Below are 21,928 nucleotides of genomic sequence, written 5' to 3'. Positions count from 1 at the left end.
GACATGAAAACCGCGATGTTAAAACTCCGGCAGTTTTGCGCCTACCAGGAACGGAGCCACCAGGAAACAAAATATAAATGCCTGGAGCTGGGCCTGAGGGGAGAGGAAGTAGACGAAGCCATTTCTGAGCTCATCGCTGAAAATTTCCTCAACGAGGAAAGGTTTGCCAAAGCCTACGCCGGCGGTAAATTCCGGATCAAGCAATGGGGCCGCAAAAAGATTATGATGGAGCTGAAGCAGAAACAGGTGTCTGCCTACTGCATCAAAAAAGGAATGGAAGAAATTGATGAAGACGATTATATCGCGGTACTCCATAAGCTGGCAGAGAAAAAATACCTGTCGCTGAAAGGAGAAACAGCCATGAAACGGAAGTACAAGGCCATGCAATACCTCCTGCAAAGAGGCTTTGAATCTGAACTCATCAACGAAGCACTTGAACAAATCGCAAAGAATGAGGCTTAAGCGGGCAATAATTTGAAAAGTTTCTAACCCGTCAGGCCGTAATTTTGTGACCACAATAACCGATAATGTCAGATCTGAAAGTAACACTCATACAAACCCAATTGCACTGGGAAGATAAGGAAGCCAACCTCCGTATGTTTGATGAGAAAATCAACAGCATCAAGGAAAGGACTGAAGTGGTATTTTTACCCGAAATGTTCAGTACCGGCTTCAGTATGCAGTCAGCGCTCCTGGCTGAAACAATGGATGGAACCGCAGTGCAGTGGATGAAGAAGAAGGCGGCGGAGAAGAATATCATCATCACCGGCAGCCTGATCATTGAGGAAAACGGCGAATACCTGAACCGCCTGATCTGGATGTTGCCCAATGGCACCTATGGCACTTATGATAAGCGCCACCTGTTTGGTTATGCAGGAGAACATGAGCACTACACACCCGGTAATAAACGCCTCATTGCACAGGTAAAGGGCTGGAAAATCAATCTGAACATCTGTTATGATATGCGTTTCCCGGTATGGGCGCGCAATACCATCCAGCCGGATACCAACGAAGCAGCGTACGACCTGCTCGTGTATGTAGCCAACTGGCCGGAAAGACGTAAAACCGCCTGGACTACGCTGCTACAGGCCCGTGCTATTGAAAACCAGGCATTTGCCATCGGCGTAAACCGGGTAGGCAACGATGGTAACAATATTTATCACAGCGGGGAAACCAGTCTTATTGATCCGATGGGAGAGATCATCTACCGCAAATCGCACGATGAAGACGTATTTACGTATACCCTTCAACGTGAGCGACTGGAGGAAGTGAGAAAGAATATTCCTTTCCTGAAGGATGCCGATGCATTTACAATTCTCCCAAAGGGATAACTAACTAAAGCAAATTCTGATATGTTGTTACAGGCAGTCCATCACATCGCGGTTATTTGTGCAGATTACTCCAGGAGTAAAGCATTTTATACCGATGTGCTGGGCCTGCAGGTAATACGTGAAGTATACCGGGAAGAACGGAACTCCTGGAAACTGGACCTGGCACTGGGCAACCAGTACATTATTGAGCTGTTTTCTTTCCCGGACCCGCCGCCACGGCCAAGTCACCCGGAGGCCTGCGGGCTTCGCCACCTGGCTTTTGCAGTGGCTGATATCGAAGCCGCCGTTGCGCAGCTACAGCAAAAAGGGGTGAGTACCGAACCCCTGCGCATTGATCCCCATACCCAACAACGATTTACCTTTTTTGCAGACCCCGACGGGCTGCCTTTAGAGTTATACGAAGTCATTTAACACCCGTAAAATTTTATTGCTATGTCTGTTGCCTACATCAATGCCCGGATTTTTACCGGGGAAGAGATATTGGATGATCATGCAGTGATTACACAAGGAGGGAAAATTACCAGTATTGTTCCTTTCTCCGAATGGAAAAAAACCGGTAGTGAAACAGACCTGAAAGGAGGCCTGCTGGCCCCTGCTTTTATAGATCTGCAGATCTATGGCGGCAACAGTCACGTGTTTTCCATGTATCCTTCAGTTACTTCGCTGGCAGCCACCGTGGCTTACAGCAAAGGCGGCGGCGCGGCGTGGATCATGCCCACCGTGGCTACCATCAGCCCCGAAATTATGCTGGAAGCCATGAATGCAGTAAAGGCTTATTGGGAGCAGGGCGGACAAGGCGTGCTGGGACTGCACCTGGAAGGACCTTTTATCAACCCTAAGAAAAAAGGCGCACACCTCGAGCAATATATTCATGCTCCTACCCAGGAAGATATTAACTGGATCCTGGAAAACGGCCTCGATGTGGTGAAGATCATGACCCTGGCGCCGGAATGCTGTGATCCCGAACTGGTAAGACAGCTGGAAGCAGCCGGTATCGTGATATTTGCAGGTCATAGTAACGCCACTTACACGCAGGCCTATACGTCGTTCGACAGTGGTATTCACCATGCCACGCATCTTTTTAATGCCATGTCACCGCTGGAAAGCCGCGCTCCCGGCCTGGTAGGCGCCATTTATGATCACCCGCGGGTATCCGCCAGCATTGTGGCGGATGGTGTACATGTGGACTTTGCCTCCATCAGGATCAGCAAAAAGATCATGAAAGATCGTTTGTTCCTGATCACGGATGCGGTAGAGGAGAATAAAGAAGGCGGGTATGTATATATTAAAGAGACGGACCGCTATGTAAGCGCCTCGGGTGTTTTGTCCGGCTCACGACTCACAATGACTAAAGCCGTCCGCAACTGTGTGGAGCAGGTAGGCATTCCGCTGGAGGAAGCTTTACGCATGGCATCCCTGTATCCGGCCCGTGCAATTGGCCGTGAGCAGGCATTGGGCCGTATTGCGGTAGGCTACGACGCGGCATTGGTTGCCATCGACTCTAACTGGGAAACTACAGTATACTGTTAATAGCCCTATCTTCGCAGGATTAATAATACTGTATATCCGCATGAGTGCACTAACTCGCTTCCTGAAAAAAGACCGGTATAAAAATCTGTTCCTGCTCTCCTGGCTGGTACTGGGCCTGCTACAGGCATGCTTCTCTGAACTATGGGATGATGAAGCCTATTATTGGGTGTATTCACGTCATATGGATTGGGGCTACTTTGATCATCCGCCCATGATTGCGCTGCTGATCAAAATAGGATACGGGATCTTTCATAATGAACTGGGAGTGAGGCTGCTCATCGTGGCGGTAAATACACTCACCCTGTGGATTACCGCTAAACTGATTGCTTCAAAAGACAATAAACTCTTTTACCTGCTCATAGGATCTATGGGCGCCATGCAGATTGGTGGCATACTGGCAGTACCGGATGTTCCCTTGATCTTTTTTGCAGCCGTATTTTTCTGGGTCTACCGCAATTTTGTAAACGAGCAAACCTGGAGAAACACCCTGCTGCTGGGCATTTCAATGGCATTGATGTTTTACAGCAAATACCACGGCATTCTGCTGGTATTTTTCACCGTATTATCTAACGTGAACCTGTTAAAGGTATTTAAGTTTTATGTGGCCTGCATACTCACTACGGTGCTGTTCCTGCCGCATATTTACTGGCAATATACCCACGGCTTTCCTTCGCTGCAATATCACCTGGTAGACAGGAACGCATCTTCGTATAGCATTAATTACTCGCTCGATTATCTCGGCGGGCAACTGTTATTATTCGGTCCTTTGCTGGGCTGGCTCATACTGTATTATGCCTTCCGCAGCCCGATCACCAACTCTTTTGAACGCGCCCTGAAATTTTGCGTGATAGGGGTGTTGTCCTTTTTCCTGCTCAGTACTTTCAAAGGCAGGGTAGAGGCCAACTGGACGGTGATGCTCTTTACACCGGTGGTAATACTGGCGCACCAGGCCATTGTACGGAAAGGGTGGTCGCAGAAATGGTTGCTGTATACGTTGCCGGTTACTTTGCTGCTGGTATTGGTGGTGCGGGTATACATGGTATGGGATTTTATGCCGGGAGTGGAAATAAGACCTGAAATTCATCATAACAAAGAATGGACTTCACAGGTAGCCGCCCGTGCCCAGGGCAAGCCAGTGGTTTTTGTGAACAGCTACCAGCGGCCCTCGAAATACATGTTTTATACCGGGCAACTTTCCTATAGCCTCAACAGCCGCTATTCCCGCAGGAGCCAGTATAATTTCTGGGATACCGAAACGCAGCTCTGGGGTAAGCCCGTAATGGTGGTATCTGATCCGGGTTCAGGAATACCTATCACGGATAGCCTGAAAACGGTTCATGGCACATGGGATTATTACATTCAATCTGATTATTACTCTTACTCACTGATACAGCTGAAACCCGCGCTGAAAAGCATCCGGGCAAAACGTGGCGAACATGTAAATGTGATCCTGCAACCTACCAACGGTTACCACCAGCCTATCCGGCTGGACAGGTCCAATGAACCGGTGCTTGGCTACGGATTTATGGCGAAAGATGAAGCGCTGCCACCGGTGAAATCCTCCATGACGCTGGAAAGGGCTGTGCTAAGGCGTCTCATCAACCTGGAAGTGGTAATGCCCGAGAAGCCGGGTAACTACCAGCTGAAATTCTCGGTGTTTGCAGGCGATTTGCCACCCACGCACAACAGCCCGGTGATACCGGTGATTGTGGAGAAGTAAAAGAGAAAGGCGCATCACCGATGCGCCTTTCTCTTTTATATGATGCCGTGCTTTACTGCTGAAACGCATTCCAGCCCTGCGCCACCAGTTTATACTTGTTGCCGCCTTTGGTAAGGATATGTGCTCCTTCGGTAATATCGGTCATGTAGCCGATCACGCTGATCTGCTCATTGAGTACAATTTTGTCGTAGTCGGCCTGCTTCATGGTAAACAACAGCTCATAGTCTTCGCCGCCACTCAGCGCACAGGCAGTAGGGTCCAGGCCAAATTTCATGGCTATTTCCTTGCTTTCCTGGGCAATGGGGATCTTTTCTTCGTACAGCACAACACCCAGGTTACTCTGTTTGGCGATATGCAGTATTTCGGAGCTGAGGCCATCGCTTACATCCATCATGGAAGTAGGTTTAATATCTTCCTGTTGCAGGAATTCGATGATATCCTTACGGGCTTCAGGTTTCAGCTGGCGGCCTATGATATAGGTCTGGTCTTCCAGGTCGGGCTTTACTTCCGGGCTTTCCAGGTAAATCTTTTTCTCTCTTTCCAGGAGGGTGAGGCCGAGGTAGGCCGCGCCCAGGTCGCCGGTAACGCAGAGCAGGTCGCCCTTTTCAGCGGTGGACCGTTTTACAAACTGGTCGGGGGTTACTTCGCCGATGGCGGTAACACTGATGATAAAACCTTTCTGTGAGTTGCTGGTATCGCCGCCGATCAGGTCTACGCCATACTTTTCGCAGGCAGCGTACACGCCTTCGTAGAATTCGTTGAGCGCTTCCAGGGAGAAACGGTTAGAGAAGGCAATGCTGACCGTGATCTGTGTTGGCGTGGCATTCATCGCGTAGATGTCCGACAGGTTTACCACTACCGCTTTATACCCGAGGTGTTTCAGCGGCGTGTACATCAGGTCGAAGTGAATGCCTTCCACCAGCATATCGGTGCTGATCACCGTTTGTTTGCCGAAGTGATCAATCACAGCGGCATCATCGCCCACACCGAGTACGGTGCTGGCATTTTGTATTTCTATGTTCCTGGTGAGATAATCGATCAATCCGAATTCTCCCAGGTCCTGTATTTCAGTTCTTTCCTGTTCCATCTTCCCAATACTTATTTACCGTTAACAAGATCTTGTAATGCACTATGGATACGGCCATTGGTGGCCAGTATTTCTTTCTGATAGGGGGAGTAACGGTTGCCTGAAAAGTCTGTTACCTTTCCACCCGCTTCTTCTACAATGAGGTAGCCAGCGGCGGAATCCCATGCCTGGAGGTGGTGTTCATAAAATCCATCAAAGCGGCCGCAGGCCACCCAGCATAGATCTATGGCTGCAGAACCCAGCCTGCGAACGGGAATGCCCTCTTTGATAACGCGCTCAAGTACCTGTAAGGGATTGTTGGCACTATCCTGCCATTGATAGGCAAAACCTGTTACCAGGCAGGAGGTTGACACATCGGCTTTCACAGAAACATTGATCGGCTTGCCGTTCAGCGTAGCGCCCTGTCCTTTTTCTGCCACAAACAACTCGTTCATAAAAGGGTTGTATACGGCTCCCAGTATCATTTCTCCGTCTTTTTCCACGCCTATGGATACGCAACAGAGGGGAATACCATTGGCGTAGTTAACCGTACCGTCGATAGGGTCAATGATCCATTTCACGGAAGAATCCGTCTTCATCTCGCCTACTTCTTCACTCAGGATAAAATGATCTGGATAAGTTTCCCTGATAATGTTGATGATAGCGGTTTCAGATTTTTTATCCACTTCTGTTACCAGGTCGTTAATCGTACTTTTACTGCTCACCTCGAAAGGACCGTTGAAATATTGTTGCAGTATTTTTCCGCTGGCTTCAGTAGCTTTGAGTAAAGTTGTTTTTAACATGCCGCAAAGGTAATTACGAATTACGAATTATGAATTGCGAATTATAACCTACATGTTTTGGATATTTTATATGTATAGATGACTTAATGATACCACATAATCTGTAATTCCGAATTATCAGTCAACTTATATTCAATATTCCACTTATTTTTGTAGTTCAATTAAAGAGAGGGAAAGTTAATGGCCATCATAGGTAATCTTATTTCCAGGTCACTACGCATCAGGAAGAAGTTCACATTTAAATTAGGAACACCGCGCCAATACCAGATGCAGGTGCTGCATCGGTTGCTGGAGAAGGCCAAGGATACAGAGTTTGGCCGCCACTACCAATTTCAGGAAGTATTGGATGGGGCTAATTTTATTAGTCACTACCGCGAAAATGTTCCCGTGCATAACTATACCAAAATGCACGCAGAGTGGTGGTACCGCTGCCTGGAAGGTGAAGCAAACGTGAGCTGGCCCGAGAAGATCAAATACTTTGCATTGAGTTCAGGTACTTCTGAATCTGCCAGTAAACATATACCTGTTACCAAAGCCATGCTGAAAACAGTGAAGAAGGTGGGTGTGAAGCAGCTGTATTCTATGGCTAACTTTAATATCCCGCCCCGCTCTTTTGAAAAAGGCATCCTGATGCTGGGGGGGACTACTTCATTGTTTGAGAAAGGCGACTATTATGAAGGTGATATGAGCGGCATCCAGGCCAAGAATATCCCGAAATGGTTCCGCCGTTTTTATAAGCCGGGTGGTAAAATATCCCGCAAACCCAACTGGGAGCAGCGTATCAAATTAATCGTGCGCAAAGCGAAGGAGTGGGACGTAGGTACTGTTTGCGGCGTACCTGCCTGGGTACAGATTGTACTGGAAGAAATCATCAAATATCACGGGGTTAAAAATATCCATGAAATATGGCCAAATCTGGCGGTATATATTCATGGCGGCGTATCTTTTGAACCGTACCGCGACAGCTTCCAGAAGCTGCTCGGAAAGCCCATTGCGTTCATTGAAACCTATATGGCTTCTGAAGGTTCTTTTGGCTTCCAGGCGCGCCCGGGTACAAAAGGTATTAAGCTGGTCCTGAATGCAGGAATCTTCTATGAGTTTATTCCTTTTAATGAAGAAAACTTTGATGCCGAAGGAGAAGTAAAACCCAATCCTAAATCTTACATGATCCACGAGGTAGTGGAAGATGTGGAGTATGCAGTGATGCTGTCTACCTGTGCAGGAGCATGGCGTTACCTGATCGGTGACGTGGTGAAATTTACTTCCGTAAAAGAACATGAAATAGTGATTGTTGGCCGTACCAAACAGTTCCTCAGCCTTTGCGGGGAGCACATGAGTATCGACAACATGAACAAAGCGATAGATAACGTTCAGAAGAAACTGGGTATAAACGTCCGTGAGTTTACGGTAGCCGGGTTCCCTTATCAGAACCTGTTTGCACACCGCTGGTATGTAGGTACGGATACGCCAGGTGTGGATGCGGAAAAAGTGCGCGAAATCATCGACCAAACCCTCGCAGAGGTAAACGATGACTATGCTGTGGAACGTTCTGCTGCGCTGAAGGAAGTATTTGTGGAGATATTACCCAATGATGCATTTATAGATTACCTCCGTTGCAAAGGCAAGGAAGGCGCCATGAATAAATTTCCCCGTGTAATGAAAGGCGAGAAACTGAAAGACTGGGAGAAATTTCTTGCGGGAAAAACCGTTAAGAGTTAAGTTGCACCTGTGACACGGAAATTATACGCATGATAGCATCAATTGTAGCGGGACTGGGACTGGGATTATTTCTTTCTTTATCAGTGGGCCCGGTAATATTCGCAATTATAAAATACAGTATCAATAACGGCTTTAAGGCAGGGATCAGCTTCGCACTGGGCGTGTCTTTCAGCGATATCATTTTTGTGTTGACAGGTAACCTGGCCACTTCTTTTATCAGCGGCCTGGAAGAATATAAAAGGTCGATAGGTATTGTGGGAGGTTGTTTGCTGATAGGCATGGGTGTATACGGACTGTTGTTTAAAAAGGTAAAGATCAGTACGGGAGATGAAAAACCGGAAATGTTCCGCACCCACGACTACCTCAAGATATGGCTCGCCGGGTTTTTAATGAACACCCTGAATCCCGGTGTTATCATCTTCTGGTTAGGGGTTTGTGTAGCCAACAGTGCTACCACAGCCGGGCACCGGATCATTATGTACGCAGTTTGCTTAAGCCTGGTGTTGTCGGCAGATATCCTGAAGGTATTTGTATCTGATAAAATCCGTCATAAACTAACGCTTGCCAATGTAGAATGGCTGAACCGTATTGCCGGGGCGAGCATGATCATTTTTGGCGTGGTGTTGCTTTATAAAGTACTGTTCGACGTAGGCGCTATGGGACACTAATAATACTGACATACAAAAAAGCCTTCCGTGTATCACGGAAGGCTTTTTCTTTTATTGGAGGTGTTTATTATCCTTTGATAGTCCAGGTTTCGCTGCCTGCCAGTAATTTATCCAGGTCGCCGGGGCCTTTTTTAGCCAGCGCTTCTGTTAACTGGAAGCCCATGATATCTTCATAAGTAGGACGGAAAGCCTCGTAGAAGATACCGAACGGACGGGGTAAATGTCCCTCAATACGCACGTCATCAAACATACGGGTGAGCAGTTGTGCTTTGTAGAAATCATTTTCGTCATGGATCCACAGATCGCTTTCTGTATACTCACTACCCAGTTCCACTGCCACTGGCCTTAAACCATCCAGGCGGATACCTTTGTTTTTGGTAGCGCCAAATACCAGTGGTTTGCCGTGTTCCACAAAAATGGTTTCATCGGCTTTGCTGCTTTTTTCTGTAAAGGTTTCAAAAGCGCCATCATTGAAGATGTTACAGTTCTGGTATATTTCCAGGAAGGAAGCGCCCTTATGTGCATGGCTGCGTTTCAGCATTTCCTGCAGGTGTTTGGGGTCGCGGTCCATACTGCGGGCAATAAAAGTAGCATCTGCTCCCAGGGCCAGGGCCATTGGGTTAAACGGATGGTCAATACTACCCATCGGGGTAGATTTGGTTACTTTATTTTCTTCTGAAGTAGGAGAGTACTGTCCTTTTGTTAAACCGTAGATCTGGTTGTTGAACAACATGATGTTCACATCAAAGTTACGGCGCAGCAGGTGAATAGTATGGTTACCGCCAATGGATAAGCCATCACCGTCGCCTGTTACAATCCACACGCTCAGTTCGGGGCGGGCTGCTTTCAAACCGGAAGCAATCGCCGTGGCACGGCCGTGGATAGAGTGCATACCATAGGTATTCATATAGTATGGAAAGCGCGAAGAACAACCGATACCGGAAACGATCACAATGTTTTCGCGGGGTACGCCCAGCGTAGGCATAATAGTTTGTACCTGCTTAAGTATAGAGTAGTCGCCGCAGCCAGGGCACCAGCGTACTTCCTGGTCCGTTGCAAAGTCTTTCGACGTAAGTGGCGCCTGCGGGGCTATAGTTGCTGTTGACATTAGTATGAGTTAAAATAATATATTATAGAGTCCGTAAAGTTACGATAGATAGCTGTAATTATCAGCTCACTGTGCCTGTAATTCTTCCCAAAATTCTGCCGCCCGGCGGGTATGCGGAATCACTATGGTGCCGCCCACTATGTTGGCTACTGCAAAGATTTCATACATTTCTTCGGTGGTAACGCCCTGCTCAAACGACTTCTCCAGGTGATATTTGATACAATCATCACAACGGAGTACCATAGAAGCTACCAATCCAAGCATCTCCTTTGTTTTGGTGCTCAGCGCTCCTTCTGCATAGGTGTTGGTATCCAGGTTGAAAAGCCTGTTAATCACTTTGTTCTGCTTTCCAAGTATTACCTCGTTCATCTTAGCCCGGTAGTCGTTAAACTCCTGAATCGCATTGGCCATATAACTGCTGTTTATGTGTTATGTTTATCGTTTCACCCAATAAAGCTATGAAAGGATTTACAAATATAGATTAATCTACTGGTTAAGTAGACTATTTGGCCTATAACCTATATTTATGGATCATAACTAAAAGTTATTGCGTCAAAAGCATTCGTCAAATTAGTCTATTGATATAATAGACTATTTGTATATTGAGTGGATAAACCCTCTTTTTCAACAAGATCTGGATCGAAATTATGACAACAACCAACTTCTCCCTGCTCATGGCGCTGCTACTGTGCACAGGCGGGGCAGCACGGGCGCAGGACAAAAAGCTCACCGGGTATACCGGCAATGCCGCCACCCAACAGCTGGAACTGGAAAACCGCTTCGATAAACAGTTAAGCAGCAGCCACATAGGCGAAACCATCAAAGCACTATCTTCCCAACCACATCACATTGGCTCCGCCCGCGGCAAAGCCGTAGCGGAAGATATCCTGCAACGCTTCAAAAGCTACGGCTGGGACGCGGAAATAGTAACCTACCAGGTACTTTTCCCCACCCCGAAAGAGCGCCTGGTAGAACTTAAAGGATCTACTACCTACAAAGCCCTGCTGAAAGAACCCGCCCTGAAAGAAGATGCCACCTCCGGCCAGGAAGGCCAATTGCCTACTTATAACGCCTGGAGCGCCGATGGCGACGTGGAAGGGGAACTGGTATACGTGAATTACGGCCTCCCGGAAGATTATGAATACCTCGACCGAGCAGGCATCAACGTAAAAGGCAAAATAGTAATCGCCAAATACGGCCGCTCCTGGCGCGGCAGCAAGCCAAAAGTAGCACAGGAACACGGCGCCGCCGGTTGCATCATCTACTCTGATCCGAAAGACGATGGCTACTACAGTGGCGACGTATACCCCAAAGGAGCGTTCAAAAATGAATACGGCGTGCAACGTGGCTCCGTAATGGATATCGTAATCTATCCCGGCGATCCGCTCACGCCCAACACCGGCGCTACCGCCAACGCGCAACGGCTCGATCGCCTGCAGGCGCCCAATCTCCTGAAAATACCGGTACTGCCCATCAGCTACCACGATGCTACACCACTGCTGCAGGCACTGGAAGGCCCCGTGGCACCGGACGAATGGAAAGGCGCCCTCCCATTTACCTATCACATTGGCGGCGGTAAAGCCAGGGTACACCTGAAGCTGTCGTTCGACTGGCAGATACGCCCCTGCTATAATGTAATCGCCAAACTGAAAGGCAGCGAACAACCCGACCAATGGGTGATCCGCGGTAATCACCACGATGCCTGGGTAAACGGCGCCGCCGATCCTATCAGCGGACTGGCCGCTCTCCTGGAAGAAGCCAAAGCCATCGGCGCGCTGCATAAACAAGGCTACCAGCCAAAACGTACACTGGTTTACTGCGCCTGGGATGGAGAAGAACCCGGCCTGCTGGGTTCTACCGAATGGGTGGAAGACCATGCCGCCGAACTGAAGGAAAAAGCAGTGGTATACATCAACTCCGATAACAATGGCCGTGGTTTCCTCAATGCCAGTGGCTCTCATGCCCTGGAAACCCTCGTGAATGAAGTGGCGCGTGATATTACCGATCCGCAAACACAGGTCAGCATCCTTGCCCGCAAACAGGCGTCAGAGGTGTTAAAGGCCGCTACGCCTAAACTGAAAAAGGAAAAGCTGGCAAAGCAAGGCATCGCAATCGGCGCTATGGGCTCGGGTTCCGACTATTCTTCTTTTCTCCAGCACCTGGGCGTACCTTCTCTTGATTTTGGTTTTGGGGGAGAAGATGCAGGCGGCGAATACCACTCCATCTACGATTCCTACGACGACTATACCCGGTTTAAAGATCCCGGCTTTAATTACGGCGTGGCACTTTCACAAACTGCAGGTCATACGGCTTTGCGTGTAGCCAACACCGTTACCCTGCCGTTCGATTACCGCAAGCTCTATGAAACCGTAAACGGTTATGTGAATGAGTTAACGGAACTCACCAGCAGCCTGCGCGAGTCTACCACTATCGAAAATCAACTGATCCGTGACCGCAAATACCAGCTCACTACGGATACCGCCAAACATTTGTCGCCTCCACTTCTCAAATCAGAAGTACCGTATCTCGATTTTTCTCCTTTGCAGAATGCCCTCACCGGTTTAGACACCGTTACCACATTGCTTGCTGCGAGGAAACAACTCTCCGCCGCCGCCAACAAAGCGCTGTACCAGGGCGAGCAACAACTGCTTAACGATACCGGCCTGCCTGCACGCAGCTGGTATAAGCATACCTTGTATGCTCCCGGATTTTATACCGGCTATGGCGTTAAAACTATTCCCGGTGTAAGAGAAGCTATTGAGCAACGCCGCTGGAAGGAAGCACAGGAACAGATTGGAATAGTAGCTGCGGCCATCAACCGGCTGTCTGCTTACTTAGGGAACATTCATTAACCGCCGAAGGCGGTAGTAAATTGTCTTGGAGCAGGATTACACTGATTAACCGTGATTAACCGGATTTTTACTATAATGATTAAGGGAGATACAGGCGAATCTATTCGCTTATATCTCCCTTAATCTGTTAAAATCAAATATGATCAAATCTTAGTAATCAGTATAATCAATATAATCCTGCTCCAAGACAATTTACCACCGCCGAAGGCGGTCCTCCGCATTATTTCACCGCTTCGCGGAGGTAATCCTTCACGCCTTCCACGATGCCTGTAACCAGTTCCCGCTGAAACGCAGGGTCCAGCACTTTTTCTTCGTCGCCGGGGTTGCTGAGGAAAAGCGTTTCCACTAAAGCATCCGGGAACTCGGTAGGGTTGTTAAGGATGAAATTGAAGCCGGAGTTATTGCCGAAATCATAAAGACCGGTTTGCAGCAAACGCTCATGGATGGCTGCGTTGAGTGGTTCGCAGAAAGGTTGTTTATAGTAGGTGGCAGTGCCATATACATCAACAGGGTTGCCGGACGCATTGAGGTGAATACTCAGCAGCAGGTCAGGGTTGGCCCTGCGGAAAAAAGAAAGCCGGTCTTCGTTGGCAACAAATTTCTCTGTAGTGCGCGACATGATCACGGTAGCTCCTTCTCTTTCCAGGAGGGCTTTCAGTTGTAGCGAAAGCACCAGGGTCATGTTTTTTTCCACGGCGCCGGTAAGACCGGTAGCTCCCGGGTTGCCGCCACCATGGCCAGGGTCCAGACCTATCACCAGGTTTTTCAGCGATAGGTTTTGCGGCACACGTTTAACCTTTACCGTTATACGGTTATTATCGTAATACACCTGGTAGCCCCAGGGGGCGTGTTGCAGGGAAATTACCATGCGGCATACATCGGGCGATGGCTGCCCCCACGCTACAGATGTGATTTCTTTGGTGTTTTGCAACAAAGCGTTCAGTCCTTTCTCTGCATAAGCGCCATGTATATCGATGATGATCTTTTTGGAAGAAACCAGTTGCGTGGAAGTATACGGCAGTTTATCAGATAAGGCCACCGACACATAATCATACTTTTCATCTCCCCATATTTTGGCATCGTCTGCAATGCTTACGGGAAGCTCTTCCTGGGGGATCTCCGTGTCCACTAATGGCTCCGGAATAAAGGCGGTGGTGCGGGAGGATAGCCTTACTTTGTAATAGTCTCCCTGTCTGCCTACAATATGTAAAAGCACATCTTTATCCAGGTAGCCGATTTTGTCGGGTCCCAGCCGGTCGCCATTCGGACTGGCAGTGAGGTAGGTCATATTGTCGATGGTCCGGCCGGTGAATGGTATTTCATTGTGCATTACGCTGTAGCGGTAAGTGCTGCCCAGTATTGCAGTTTCGCCGCTTTGTTTGCGGAGGCGCACCATAATTTTTCCATTCAGCAGGGAGTCGCGCGGTTGTATGATGTAACTGCCGCTGTAATAGCCCGGTACCCCGCCTGTTTGCGAAACGGGCATTTCCTTCAGTGGTACGTCGTTGAACCAGCTGGCGCTTTGGCCGGGATAGCCTTTCATCTTTATCCGCAACGTATCTCCTTCTGAAAGCTGAAGGTTCCCGGAGGGCGATATCTCTATAAAATCTATCCGGAAAATACTGGTGGCAGCAGGCGCCGGTGGCTGATTATAGTAATAGGTGATGTTCTTCGTATATGTTTCTCCGTTAGGAGTAGTAGCGGTAACGGAAAAGGAATTTCTGCCGGTTGTCAGTTCATATTTTGCGGCAAAAGTGCCGGTGGTATAAACGTGTACGGTATCGTTATTAATCCTTACCGTACAGCCAACACAGGTGCGGCCGGCAATAAATTGTCTGGGTGTGCTTACATTATTCTGATCCCTTGAAGGCTGACTGATACGCAGTGTTGCCTGACTGCTTGCAAGAAAGGGGATCGCAATGGTAATAAGAAACGTAGAAAAAAACTTTGCTGATAGCGTCATACCCTGTCATCAATATCTTTGAAAGATGGTAAAGATAAGCAGGTGAGGGGAATAGGAAAAAAGCATTTAGAAAAAATGCAGCGAAATAAGGTACTCCGCTGCATTTTTTCAGGCGCTTAAAGCTGGTTGTTACCAGCTGTATTTGTTATCTGCAATCAGTTTGTCCGCAATTCTTCTGCGGGCATCTTTTGCATTAAATGGTTCTGCTTTGGTAAAGCGTTTGAGGCCCAGCAGCATCATACGTTGTTCATCGCCTTCTGCAAAGGCGTTGATGGCATCTTTACCGGATTTATTGATACGGTCGGCCGCATCATAAATAAAGGTGCGTACAATATCTGCCTGGAGTGAAGCGGCGCTTTCGCCCTTGCTGTTGGTAAGCTTGATTAAGCGCAGCAGGGCGCTTTCAGCCACAAAGGTTTCAATGGCCATATCGGCAATATCCATCAGGATTTCCTGTTCGTTTTCCAGCTTCACCATCAGTTTCTGCGCAGCGGCGCCGGCAGCCATCAGGATGGCTTTTTTGAAGTTAACGATCATCTTCCTTTCTTTGCTGAAAGCACTTTCATCATCGTTGCCGAAGTCGGGAATGCTCATCAGTTCTTTCATTACATTCATGGCAGGCGTCATCAGGTCCAGTTTACCTTTCAGGGCACGTTTCAGTGTCATATCCAGGGTCAGTAACCGGTTGATTTCATTGGTGCCTTCAAAGATGCGGTTGATACGGGAATCGCGGTAGGCTTTTGAAATGATGTATTCATCGCTGAAACCGTTACCACCGTGAATCTGTACGCCTTCATCCACTACGTAGTCCAGCACTTCAGAGCCGTTTACTTTCAGGATGGCGCATTCCACTGCATATTCTTCCGCGGCGCCCAGCAAGGCTTCGTTGAAGGGTTTGCCTTCTGCCAGCAGTTCTTTTTCCTTTTCATCGATCAGCTGTGCCGTGCGGAACAGGGCTGATTCTGATGTCCAGGTACGGATAGCCATTTCCGCCAGTTTATGTTTGATAGCGCCAAAGTTGGCGATCGGTTGTTTAAACTGTGTACGGGTATTGGCGTATTGTACGGAGGTATTGATACATTTTTTGGAGGCGCCCAGAGCGGCTGCACAAAGTTTCAAACGGCCTATGTTCAGGATGTTGAAAGCAATGAGGTGGCCTTTGCCAATTACGCCCAGCACATTTTCTGCCGGTACTTTAGCGTCCTGGAAATAGATCTGGCGGGTAGAAGATCCTTTGATTCCCATTTTGTGTTCTTCTGCGCCCAGCGTGAATCCGGGAGTACCTTTATCCACAATAAAGGCGGTGAACTTATCCCCGTCAATTTTTGCAAACACGGTAAACACGTCAGCGAAACCGGAGTTGGTGATCCAGCTTTTTTGCCCGTTTAAAATATAGTATTTACCATCGTCCGTTAATTTGGCGGTGGTTTTAGCACCCAGTGCATCGGAGCCGGAATCAGGCTCTGTGAGGGCATAAGCGCCTTTCATTTCACCGGTAGCCAGCTTGGGTATATATTTTTGTTTTTGTTCTGCAGTACCAAAGTAAAGGATCGGTAAAGAGCCGATGCCCGTGTGGGCCGCCATAGCAACGGAGAAAGAGTGACCCGCACCCAGTCCTTCGTTGATGATTGTTGCGGTCACAAAATCTTTACCTAAACCACCATATTCCTCCGGGAAAGAAGCGCCCAGCAATCCCTGTTCGCCCGCTTTCTCCAACAACGAGGGCATCAATCCTTCTTCCAGCTTATCTATCCGCTCCACTATCGGTGTTATCTCTTTACTGATGAACTGATCTGCCATGTCTTTAATCATCAGCTGTTCTTCCGAAAAATCTTCGGGAGTAAACACTTCCTCAGGAGCACTCTCCTTAACCAGGAACTCTGCGCCTTTTAACGCAGTCTTATTTTCAACTGTTGCGTCCATGTTACTGTATTTTTGGTAGTTCTGTAATTTACTGAAAAAAGCATTAAGCAAAACCGGTCACCGGGAGGGCTAAGCTGATTTCCCTGATACCTGCTGTATTAACTTACTGAATGTAAGTTAAATGCGGCACTCCTGTTGAGAGGCCGCTATTTTTAACAAAAAATAAATGGACTGCCGGGTGCCAGGTACCCGCCATTTAGGGATAAGCCGTAGATAAGCCGTATATGAGCCGTATTTAAGCCGTAGATAACCCGTATCTTTAAAGATGCTGGTTATCTATGGCTTATCACTGTCTTTATTACTGGTATAATATGAATGCAACCAGGGAAGTCACATAGTAATTATCCCGGGGGTGTGCCGCCTTATAGCCGGATCAATGCCTTTCCCTATAATCATATCCATCGTCATTAGGCATTTATTCTGTATCATTGTTGCCCTTTATGCCTGATTTTTATCTGTCATATTTGAAAAGCCGGTTTCACGGCACCGTGGAAGGTGCCGGGGAGGAGCTATTGATCTGTTTACACGGTTTTGGCGAAAGTGCGGCCCATTTTCACCCGTTAACCGCCACATTGGGGGATACCTTCACTTTAGTGGCGCTGGACATGCCCCTGCACGGCAGCACCCAATGGGAGGAAAACCGGGTGTTGGAGAAAGACGACCTGGTGGCGCTGGTGGAGTTATTACTGCAGCAGCACGGGAAGGAGCGCTTTTCCCTGCTCGGCTACAGCATGGGCGGGCGACTGTCGCTTTGCCTCGTGGAAAGGATGGCTGACAGAATCAATCACCTGATCATCGCTGCCGGAGATGGCCTGAGAAATAACCCCTGGCATATGTTTGTAACCCAAACCGCTGCCGGAAACAGGCTGTTTAAATATAATACCTACCATCCCAGGCTGTTTTTTACGTTATTGCATACCTGGAGAAGATTGGGGTTGCTGAACCAGAGCGTGTACAAATTTGCGCTGCACCGTATGAATGAAACGGAAAAAAGGGAATTGGTGTACAACGTATGGACCAATTTGCGGCGGATGATGCCGGATAAAAAATTGTGTAAACAATTATTATCCAGATATAACGTTCTAACTCTCCTGATATTCGGGAAATACGACCGTGTAATTCCACCTGTGCTGGGTACCCGTTTTTCAGATGGTTCTTTTCCCTGCAAAATACTGGTAATGGAAAAAGGCCATCAGCTGATTTCTGCTCAACTGGGGCTTATCATCAAAACAAATCTTTAACCCGGATGTATCTTTTTGTAATTATATTATTGGTGTTGGCTTTAGGGTATGGTATACTGATGTTATGGTATAGCCTGGGCTGGAAGCGCCTGAAAAGTTTTTCACCGGCAGCGCCATCGGCCTGCCGTACTGCCGTTACCGTGATCATTCCTGCCAGGAATGAAGCCGCCAATCTGCCGGCCCTGCTGGAAGCATTGAAGAAGCAAACCTATAACCCGGCCTTGCTGGAAGTGATAGTAATAGATGATTTTTCTACAGATGAAACAGCGGCAGTGGTGCGCAATTTCCCGGCAGAAAATATTCACCTGCTGGAATTAAAACAGTATCTCAATGAAGAAGAACGGCTGAATTCTTTCAAGAAAAAAGCCATAGAAATTGCGATCTCAAAAGCCACCGGCGACCTTATTGTAACCACCGATGCCGATTGTGTAATGGGGCCGCGCTGGATTGAAACACTGGTACAGTTTTACGAACATCATCAACCTAAATTTATAGCCGCACCGGTCAGCTTCTATAAAGAACATAACTTTTTTAAGCGCTTACAGTCGCTCGATTTCATGACCATGCAGGGCATTACCGGCGCAGCTGCACAACTGGCCTCCGGTACCATGTGTAATGGCGCTAACCTGGCCTATGAGAAAAAAGCCTTCCTGGAAGTAGGCGGCTTCAATGGCATCGATAATATCGCCTCCGGCGATGATATGCTGCTGATGTATAAAATTTACAGCGCCTACCCCGATAAGGTGAGCTACCTGAAGTGTGAAGACGCAGTAGTGCGTACACTCGCGGTGGATACGCTGAGAGACTTTATGAACCAGCGGATCCGCTGGTCGTCTAAAGCAGATAAGTATGAAGATAAACGACTCACCTGGGTACTGCTGCTGGTATACCTGTTCAACGCCGGCTTGCTGGCGCTGGCGGTAATGGCCGTGTTTCTGCCGGTATGGTGGCCGTGGTTCCTTATTATTTTACTATTCAAAATAACCCTGGAGCTTTATTTCCTGCTCCCCGTAGCCAGGTTTTTTAATAAAACAGAACTGCTGTTATGGTTTATTCCGGGACAGATATTTCATATTCCTTATATTGTTGTTGCCGGGTGGCTTGGGAAGTTTGGCAGTTATCAGTGGAAAGGCCGGCAGGTAAATTAAATCCTGGTTCCTTTGTCAGACATGCAGCCTTATTGGAAAAAGTTATACCGGAATAAAGGTGCGGTGGCCGGTTTACTGGTCATTGCGGTGGCAGTGTTTATCAGTATCACTGCCTATTTTATTGCGCCGGATCATACGCCCAATGCCAACAGGATGGTGCTGGAAATAGAGGGGCAACACCCTGGTTTCCGGATCAATATGCTGGCGGTGTGGAAAGAGCAGCCTGTGAAAAAGGTATCCGTTTACCAGCGGTTGCTGTACGGCCAGGAATCCGATCTCAACTGGATACCTATCCGGTCGTGGCAGTTCAGGGACAGCATATTGGTCGTGCAGCGGTATGTGGATGAATCTACCAGCCGGGAAGAAACCTATGCTCTCACGAAGATCTGGTATGGCAATGCGCCAGCCAACCCCCTGTCATCAAAAGCGTTGCAGGAGAAGATACTGGCTGAACGGATTTTCTCCCGCACCTACTGGCTGGGTACCGACAAGTTTGGCCGGGATATCCTGAGCCGGTTGCTGATTGGCACGCGGGTAAGTTTAGGCGTAGGCTGTATTGCTGTAGTCATTTCCCTGAGCATTGGCGTGCTGCTGGGCGCCATAGCCGGCTATTTCAAAGGCCGTACCGATGATGTGGTGATGTGGCTGGTGAACGTGGTATGGTCCATGCCAACGCTGCTGCTGGTGTTTGCGCTCACGCTGGCGCTGGGAAAGGGGTTCTGGCAGGTGTTCATTGCCGTGGGACTCACTATGTGGGTGGGCGTTGCCCGTATTATCCGCGGGCAGGTGCTGGGCATCCGGGAGCTGGAATACGTGGAAGCCGCGAGGGCATTGGGTTATGGACATGTACGGATTATTGTGAAACATATCTTACCAAATATCATGGGGCCGGTGATGGTAGTAGCCGCCGGTAATTTTGCCACCGCTATTGTGGTGGAGGCGGGACTCAGCTTCCTGGGGGTGGGGGTGCAGCCGCCACAGCCATCGTGGGGGCTGATGATCAAAGAGAACTACAATTTCATTATCACCCATAATCCCCTGCTGGCATTGGCGCCGGGCGTTGCGATTATGCTGCTGGTATTGGCTTTCAACCTGTTAGGTAATGGATTGCGGGATGCGCTGGATGTAAGAAGTAAAATTTGATTTGCATATTAAAAAAAGCTAATTTCATGCTCCTATATAACTAGAAATATGTTATTGAAAACCTGTCTCCCTGTCTTCTTAGCTATTGCAATGCTTACTTTTTCTTCCTGTAAAAAGAAGAAAAAAGATAATCCTGCACCCAATGTGCAGGAAGAAACACTGGCTTTCGAACTGCCCGAAGTACAGGTAGGGAAGTATAACATGGCGCAGGACAGCACCTATGCCCTGAAAGTAAATGTTACCAGCAAACTGCCTGAGAAGGGGGTGAAGGTAACGCTGAATGTAGCCACAGAAACAGGTCTTATCCCGCTGCCGCAGGACGATATAGCGGATATCAGCACTACTCCCTTTACTATTACGCTCCGTCATCTGAAGCCATTAAAAACCTACGAGGTAACTATCAGGCTGGCGTCTTTGGGTAACACCGGCAATGTAACTCCTCCACAGGTGTTTTTCCTTACCAATAAGTCTGCGGAATAGCCGGGCGATTAAAATCCATCAGTCCCGAATCTAAAATTGTGTAGGTTTGCAAGCTCGCAGACAAAGGAATCGTTTATGCAAATTGCTGTTAATGCCGCTTGTTTACGACAGGACATGCCTGCCGATACCGGGAATGTGGCAACGGAAATAATACTGGCGATGTGCCGGCAGCAGCCAGCGCATCAGTTCACATTTTTTTTTGACGGAAAAGTACCTGCCGGTTTGAAGGTACCGGCTAATGTGACCAATGTGGTGTTGCCCCTGAAAGGCAATAAGCCCTGGCATTTGTACTGGTGGCAGGAGTGGCAGCTGGTACGGGCTATGAAGCCATTCCGCCCGGACCTGTTCCTGGGGCTGGATGGCACGCTGCCTTTGCGCAGTAAAATTCCTGCGGGACTGTTGCTGAGAGATCTTTCGTTTTTACGTGATGCCGGTTTGCAGCCGGGTGTGCAACAGCGGTCGCTTAAAAACAATATCACGAAGTACCTCGACCGGGCGCGGCGTATAGCCGTGTTGTCGGATGCAGCACAGGATGAGGTGCTGCGTTACGCACCCGGTGTAAAAGATAAGCTGGTCCGGCTGGAAACCGGTATCAGTGAGCTGTATAAGCCTCTGGAATGGGAGCAGCGCGAAACCGTGAAGCGGGCTTTTTCCGGTGGGGCGGAGTATTTCCTGGTAACGGGCAGTATGCATCCCCGGAATAATATTATACCGGTGCTGAAAGCATTTTCAGCGCTGAAGAAACGGCAGCGGAGTAATATCAGACTGTTGCTGGCAGGGAGTGTAACCCCGGCCGGAGCGGATATTGCCACTGCTTTACAGAGCTATAAGTTCAGGCAGGATGTGGTGTGTATAGAAGATGCGGATGAAGGTACCCTTGCCCGGCTCACCGGTGGCGCTTATGCCGTCGTGTATCCGTCGAGGTTGGAAGGGCTTGCCCTGCCGGTATATGCCGCGCAGCGGTGTGAGGTGCCGGTGATTGCCCTGGAGGGGGCAGCTGCCCGAGAGGCAGGCGGAGACGCGGTATTATACGCTGATCCGGCGAGTTTGGATGATTTATCAGAAAAAATGAGTCTTTTATATAAAGATGAACAATTAAGATCCCGTTTACTGGCTAAGATCCCTGCGGCGAAGCCTTTCAGCAGCTGGGAGCATGCTGCGGAACAGCTGTGGAATCATCTCACCGGCACGGGTTTTTCCAAAATCAGTAAATGATGGCTATTTTTGCGCTTT

Annotated in this window: 19 protein-coding genes; 13 read left to right on the top strand and 6 right to left on the bottom strand. The window is 48.5% G+C overall.

Annotated features, from left to right (window positions below):
* The first annotated feature begins 3 nt into the window (after positions 1-3).
* The 5 genes from V7S65_RS27300 (at position 4) to V7S65_RS27280 (ending at position 4,581) form a co-directional block, all read left to right on the top strand.
* The gene (locus V7S65_RS27300; RefSeq protein ID WP_079471208.1) at positions 4-462 is read left to right on the top strand and encodes a regulatory protein RecX; all 459 of its coding nucleotides are present in this window, start codon (positions 4-6) and stop codon (positions 460-462) included.
* 65 nt (positions 463-527) lie between these two features.
* Positions 528-1,331: an amidohydrolase gene (locus V7S65_RS27295; RefSeq protein WP_079471207.1), complete on the top strand. Its 804-nt coding sequence runs from the start codon at positions 528-530 to the stop codon at positions 1,329-1,331.
* Between the two features lie 21 nt (positions 1,332-1,352).
* Positions 1,353-1,742, top strand: coding sequence for an SMU1112c/YaeR family gloxylase I-like metalloprotein (gene gloA2, locus V7S65_RS27290; RefSeq protein ID WP_336388920.1), 390 nt, complete (start codon positions 1,353-1,355; stop codon positions 1,740-1,742).
* 21 nt (positions 1,743-1,763) lie between these two features.
* Positions 1,764-2,861 carry an N-acetylglucosamine-6-phosphate deacetylase gene (gene nagA, locus V7S65_RS27285; RefSeq protein WP_336388921.1) on the top strand — a complete coding sequence of 366 codons (1,098 nt, stop codon included), beginning with the start codon at positions 1,764-1,766 and terminating at the stop codon, positions 2,859-2,861.
* A gap of 40 nt (positions 2,862-2,901) precedes the next feature.
* Positions 2,902-4,581, top strand: coding sequence for an ArnT family glycosyltransferase (locus V7S65_RS27280; protein WP_336388922.1), 1,680 nt, complete (start codon positions 2,902-2,904; stop codon positions 4,579-4,581).
* A 52-nt stretch (positions 4,582-4,633) separates the two neighbouring features.
* Here V7S65_RS27280 and thiL read toward each other — a convergent pair whose 3' ends face one another.
* Positions 4,634-5,668 carry a thiamine-phosphate kinase gene (gene thiL / locus V7S65_RS27275; protein WP_111577350.1) on the bottom strand — a complete coding sequence of 345 codons (1,035 nt, stop codon included), beginning with the start codon at positions 5,666-5,668 and terminating at the stop codon, positions 4,634-4,636.
* 11 nt (positions 5,669-5,679) lie between these two features.
* Positions 5,680-6,450, bottom strand: a complete 771-nt coding sequence (locus V7S65_RS27270; protein ID WP_079471202.1) for an inositol monophosphatase family protein — start codon at positions 6,448-6,450, stop codon at positions 5,680-5,682.
* 180 nt (positions 6,451-6,630) lie between these two features.
* On the opposite strand from V7S65_RS27270, the gene V7S65_RS27265 reads away from it, so the two are divergent.
* Complete coding sequence (locus V7S65_RS27265; protein ID WP_079471201.1) at positions 6,631-8,169, top strand: GH3 family domain-containing protein; 1,539 nt, start codon at positions 6,631-6,633, stop codon at positions 8,167-8,169.
* 29 nt (positions 8,170-8,198) lie between these two features.
* Positions 8,199-8,837 (top strand): LysE family translocator, encoded by a 639-nt coding sequence (locus V7S65_RS27260; RefSeq protein WP_079471200.1) that lies wholly within the window; start codon positions 8,199-8,201, stop codon positions 8,835-8,837.
* A gap of 67 nt (positions 8,838-8,904) precedes the next feature.
* Here the strand turns inward: V7S65_RS27260 and V7S65_RS27255 are convergent, their stop codons facing one another.
* On the bottom strand, positions 8,905-9,945 hold the full coding sequence (locus V7S65_RS27255) for a 2-oxoacid:ferredoxin oxidoreductase subunit beta (protein WP_336388923.1): 1,041 nt from the start codon (positions 9,943-9,945) through the stop codon (positions 8,905-8,907).
* A gap of 66 nt (positions 9,946-10,011) precedes the next feature.
* Entirely contained in the window at positions 10,012-10,356 is a 345-nt protein-coding gene (locus V7S65_RS27250) for a carboxymuconolactone decarboxylase family protein (protein WP_079471198.1), read from the bottom strand.
* Positions 10,357-10,592: 236 nt separating this feature from the next.
* Here V7S65_RS27250 and V7S65_RS27245 point away from each other — a divergent pair, with 236 nt between their 5' ends.
* Positions 10,593-12,797, top strand: a complete 2,205-nt coding sequence (locus V7S65_RS27245) for a transferrin receptor-like dimerization domain-containing protein (protein WP_336388924.1) — start codon at positions 10,593-10,595, stop codon at positions 12,795-12,797.
* Positions 12,798-13,017: 220 nt separating this feature from the next.
* Here the strand turns inward: V7S65_RS27245 and V7S65_RS27240 are convergent, their stop codons facing one another.
* Together V7S65_RS27240 and V7S65_RS27235 are read right to left on the bottom strand one after the other, a co-directional pair.
* Positions 13,018-14,760 (bottom strand): N-acetylmuramoyl-L-alanine amidase, encoded by a 1,743-nt coding sequence (locus V7S65_RS27240; protein WP_336388925.1) that lies wholly within the window; start codon positions 14,758-14,760, stop codon positions 13,018-13,020.
* A gap of 129 nt (positions 14,761-14,889) precedes the next feature.
* Positions 14,890-16,683: an acyl-CoA dehydrogenase family protein gene (locus tag V7S65_RS27235; protein ID WP_079471195.1), complete on the bottom strand. Its 1,794-nt coding sequence runs from the start codon at positions 16,681-16,683 to the stop codon at positions 14,890-14,892.
* A 464-nt stretch (positions 16,684-17,147) separates the two neighbouring features.
* Here V7S65_RS27235 and V7S65_RS27230 point away from each other — a divergent pair, with 464 nt between their 5' ends.
* The 5 genes from V7S65_RS27230 (at position 17,148) to V7S65_RS27210 (ending at position 21,910) form a co-directional block, all read left to right on the top strand.
* Complete coding sequence (locus V7S65_RS27230) at positions 17,148-17,924, top strand: alpha/beta hydrolase (protein WP_159454363.1); 777 nt, start codon at positions 17,148-17,150, stop codon at positions 17,922-17,924.
* Positions 17,925-17,929: 5 nt separating this feature from the next.
* Complete coding sequence (locus V7S65_RS27225) at positions 17,930-19,072, top strand: glycosyltransferase (RefSeq protein WP_079471193.1); 1,143 nt, start codon at positions 17,930-17,932, stop codon at positions 19,070-19,072.
* A 21-nt stretch (positions 19,073-19,093) separates the two neighbouring features.
* Positions 19,094-20,215 carry an ABC transporter permease gene (locus V7S65_RS27220; RefSeq protein ID WP_079471192.1) on the top strand — a complete coding sequence of 374 codons (1,122 nt, stop codon included), beginning with the start codon at positions 19,094-19,096 and terminating at the stop codon, positions 20,213-20,215.
* A gap of 48 nt (positions 20,216-20,263) precedes the next feature.
* Positions 20,264-20,695 (top strand): hypothetical protein, encoded by a 432-nt coding sequence (locus V7S65_RS27215; RefSeq protein ID WP_133256138.1) that lies wholly within the window; start codon positions 20,264-20,266, stop codon positions 20,693-20,695.
* A gap of 75 nt (positions 20,696-20,770) precedes the next feature.
* Positions 20,771-21,910: a glycosyltransferase family 4 protein gene (locus V7S65_RS27210; RefSeq protein WP_336388926.1), complete on the top strand. Its 1,140-nt coding sequence runs from the start codon at positions 20,771-20,773 to the stop codon at positions 21,908-21,910.
* Positions 21,911-21,928: the final 18 nt, after the last annotated feature.

Origin of the sequence: Chitinophaga sp. CCNWYY40, from assembly GCF_037483205.1 — a bacterium.
Taxonomy (GTDB): domain Bacteria; phylum Bacteroidota; class Bacteroidia; order Chitinophagales; family Chitinophagaceae; genus Chitinophaga; species Chitinophaga ginsengisegetis.
The sequence above is the reverse complement of the archived record's forward strand: the minus strand, read 5'-3'. Positions and strand labels throughout refer to the sequence as shown.

What these genes read in the sequence shown, in the direction of transcription:
- V7S65_RS27210 (WP_336388926.1), top strand. Translation starts at nt 20,771, where the DNA reads ATGCAAATTGCTGTTAATGCCGCTTGTTTACGACAGGACATGCCTGCC.
- V7S65_RS27240 (WP_336388925.1), bottom strand. Translation starts at nt 14,760, where the DNA reads ATGACGCTATCAGCAAAGTTTTTTTCTACGTTTCTTATTACCATTGCG.
- V7S65_RS27265 (WP_079471201.1), top strand. Translation starts at nt 6,631, where the DNA reads ATGGCCATCATAGGTAATCTTATTTCCAGGTCACTACGCATCAGGAAG.
- V7S65_RS27280 (WP_336388922.1), top strand. Translation starts at nt 2,902, where the DNA reads ATGAGTGCACTAACTCGCTTCCTGAAAAAAGACCGGTATAAAAATCTG.
- nagA (WP_336388921.1), top strand. Translation starts at nt 1,764, where the DNA reads ATGTCTGTTGCCTACATCAATGCCCGGATTTTTACCGGGGAAGAGATA.
- V7S65_RS27260 (WP_079471200.1), top strand. Translation starts at nt 8,199, where the DNA reads ATGATAGCATCAATTGTAGCGGGACTGGGACTGGGATTATTTCTTTCT.
- V7S65_RS27300 (WP_079471208.1), top strand. Translation starts at nt 4, where the DNA reads ATGAAAACCGCGATGTTAAAACTCCGGCAGTTTTGCGCCTACCAGGAA.
- V7S65_RS27295 (WP_079471207.1), top strand. Translation starts at nt 528, where the DNA reads ATGTCAGATCTGAAAGTAACACTCATACAAACCCAATTGCACTGGGAA.
- V7S65_RS27270 (WP_079471202.1), bottom strand. Translation starts at nt 6,450, where the DNA reads ATGTTAAAAACAACTTTACTCAAAGCTACTGAAGCCAGCGGAAAAATA.
- V7S65_RS27235 (WP_079471195.1), bottom strand. Translation starts at nt 16,683, where the DNA reads ATGGACGCAACAGTTGAAAATAAGACTGCGTTAAAAGGCGCAGAGTTC.
- V7S65_RS27255 (WP_336388923.1), bottom strand. Translation starts at nt 9,945, where the DNA reads ATGTCAACAGCAACTATAGCCCCGCAGGCGCCACTTACGTCGAAAGAC.
- thiL (WP_111577350.1), bottom strand. Translation starts at nt 5,668, where the DNA reads ATGGAACAGGAAAGAACTGAAATACAGGACCTGGGAGAATTCGGATTG.
- gloA2 (WP_336388920.1), top strand. Translation starts at nt 1,353, where the DNA reads ATGTTGTTACAGGCAGTCCATCACATCGCGGTTATTTGTGCAGATTAC.
- V7S65_RS27245 (WP_336388924.1), top strand. Translation starts at nt 10,593, where the DNA reads ATGACAACAACCAACTTCTCCCTGCTCATGGCGCTGCTACTGTGCACA.
- V7S65_RS27250 (WP_079471198.1), bottom strand. Translation starts at nt 10,356, where the DNA reads ATGGCCAATGCGATTCAGGAGTTTAACGACTACCGGGCTAAGATGAAC.
- V7S65_RS27220 (WP_079471192.1), top strand. Translation starts at nt 19,094, where the DNA reads ATGCAGCCTTATTGGAAAAAGTTATACCGGAATAAAGGTGCGGTGGCC.
- V7S65_RS27215 (WP_133256138.1), top strand. Translation starts at nt 20,264, where the DNA reads ATGTTATTGAAAACCTGTCTCCCTGTCTTCTTAGCTATTGCAATGCTT.
- V7S65_RS27225 (WP_079471193.1), top strand. Translation starts at nt 17,930, where the DNA reads ATGTATCTTTTTGTAATTATATTATTGGTGTTGGCTTTAGGGTATGGT.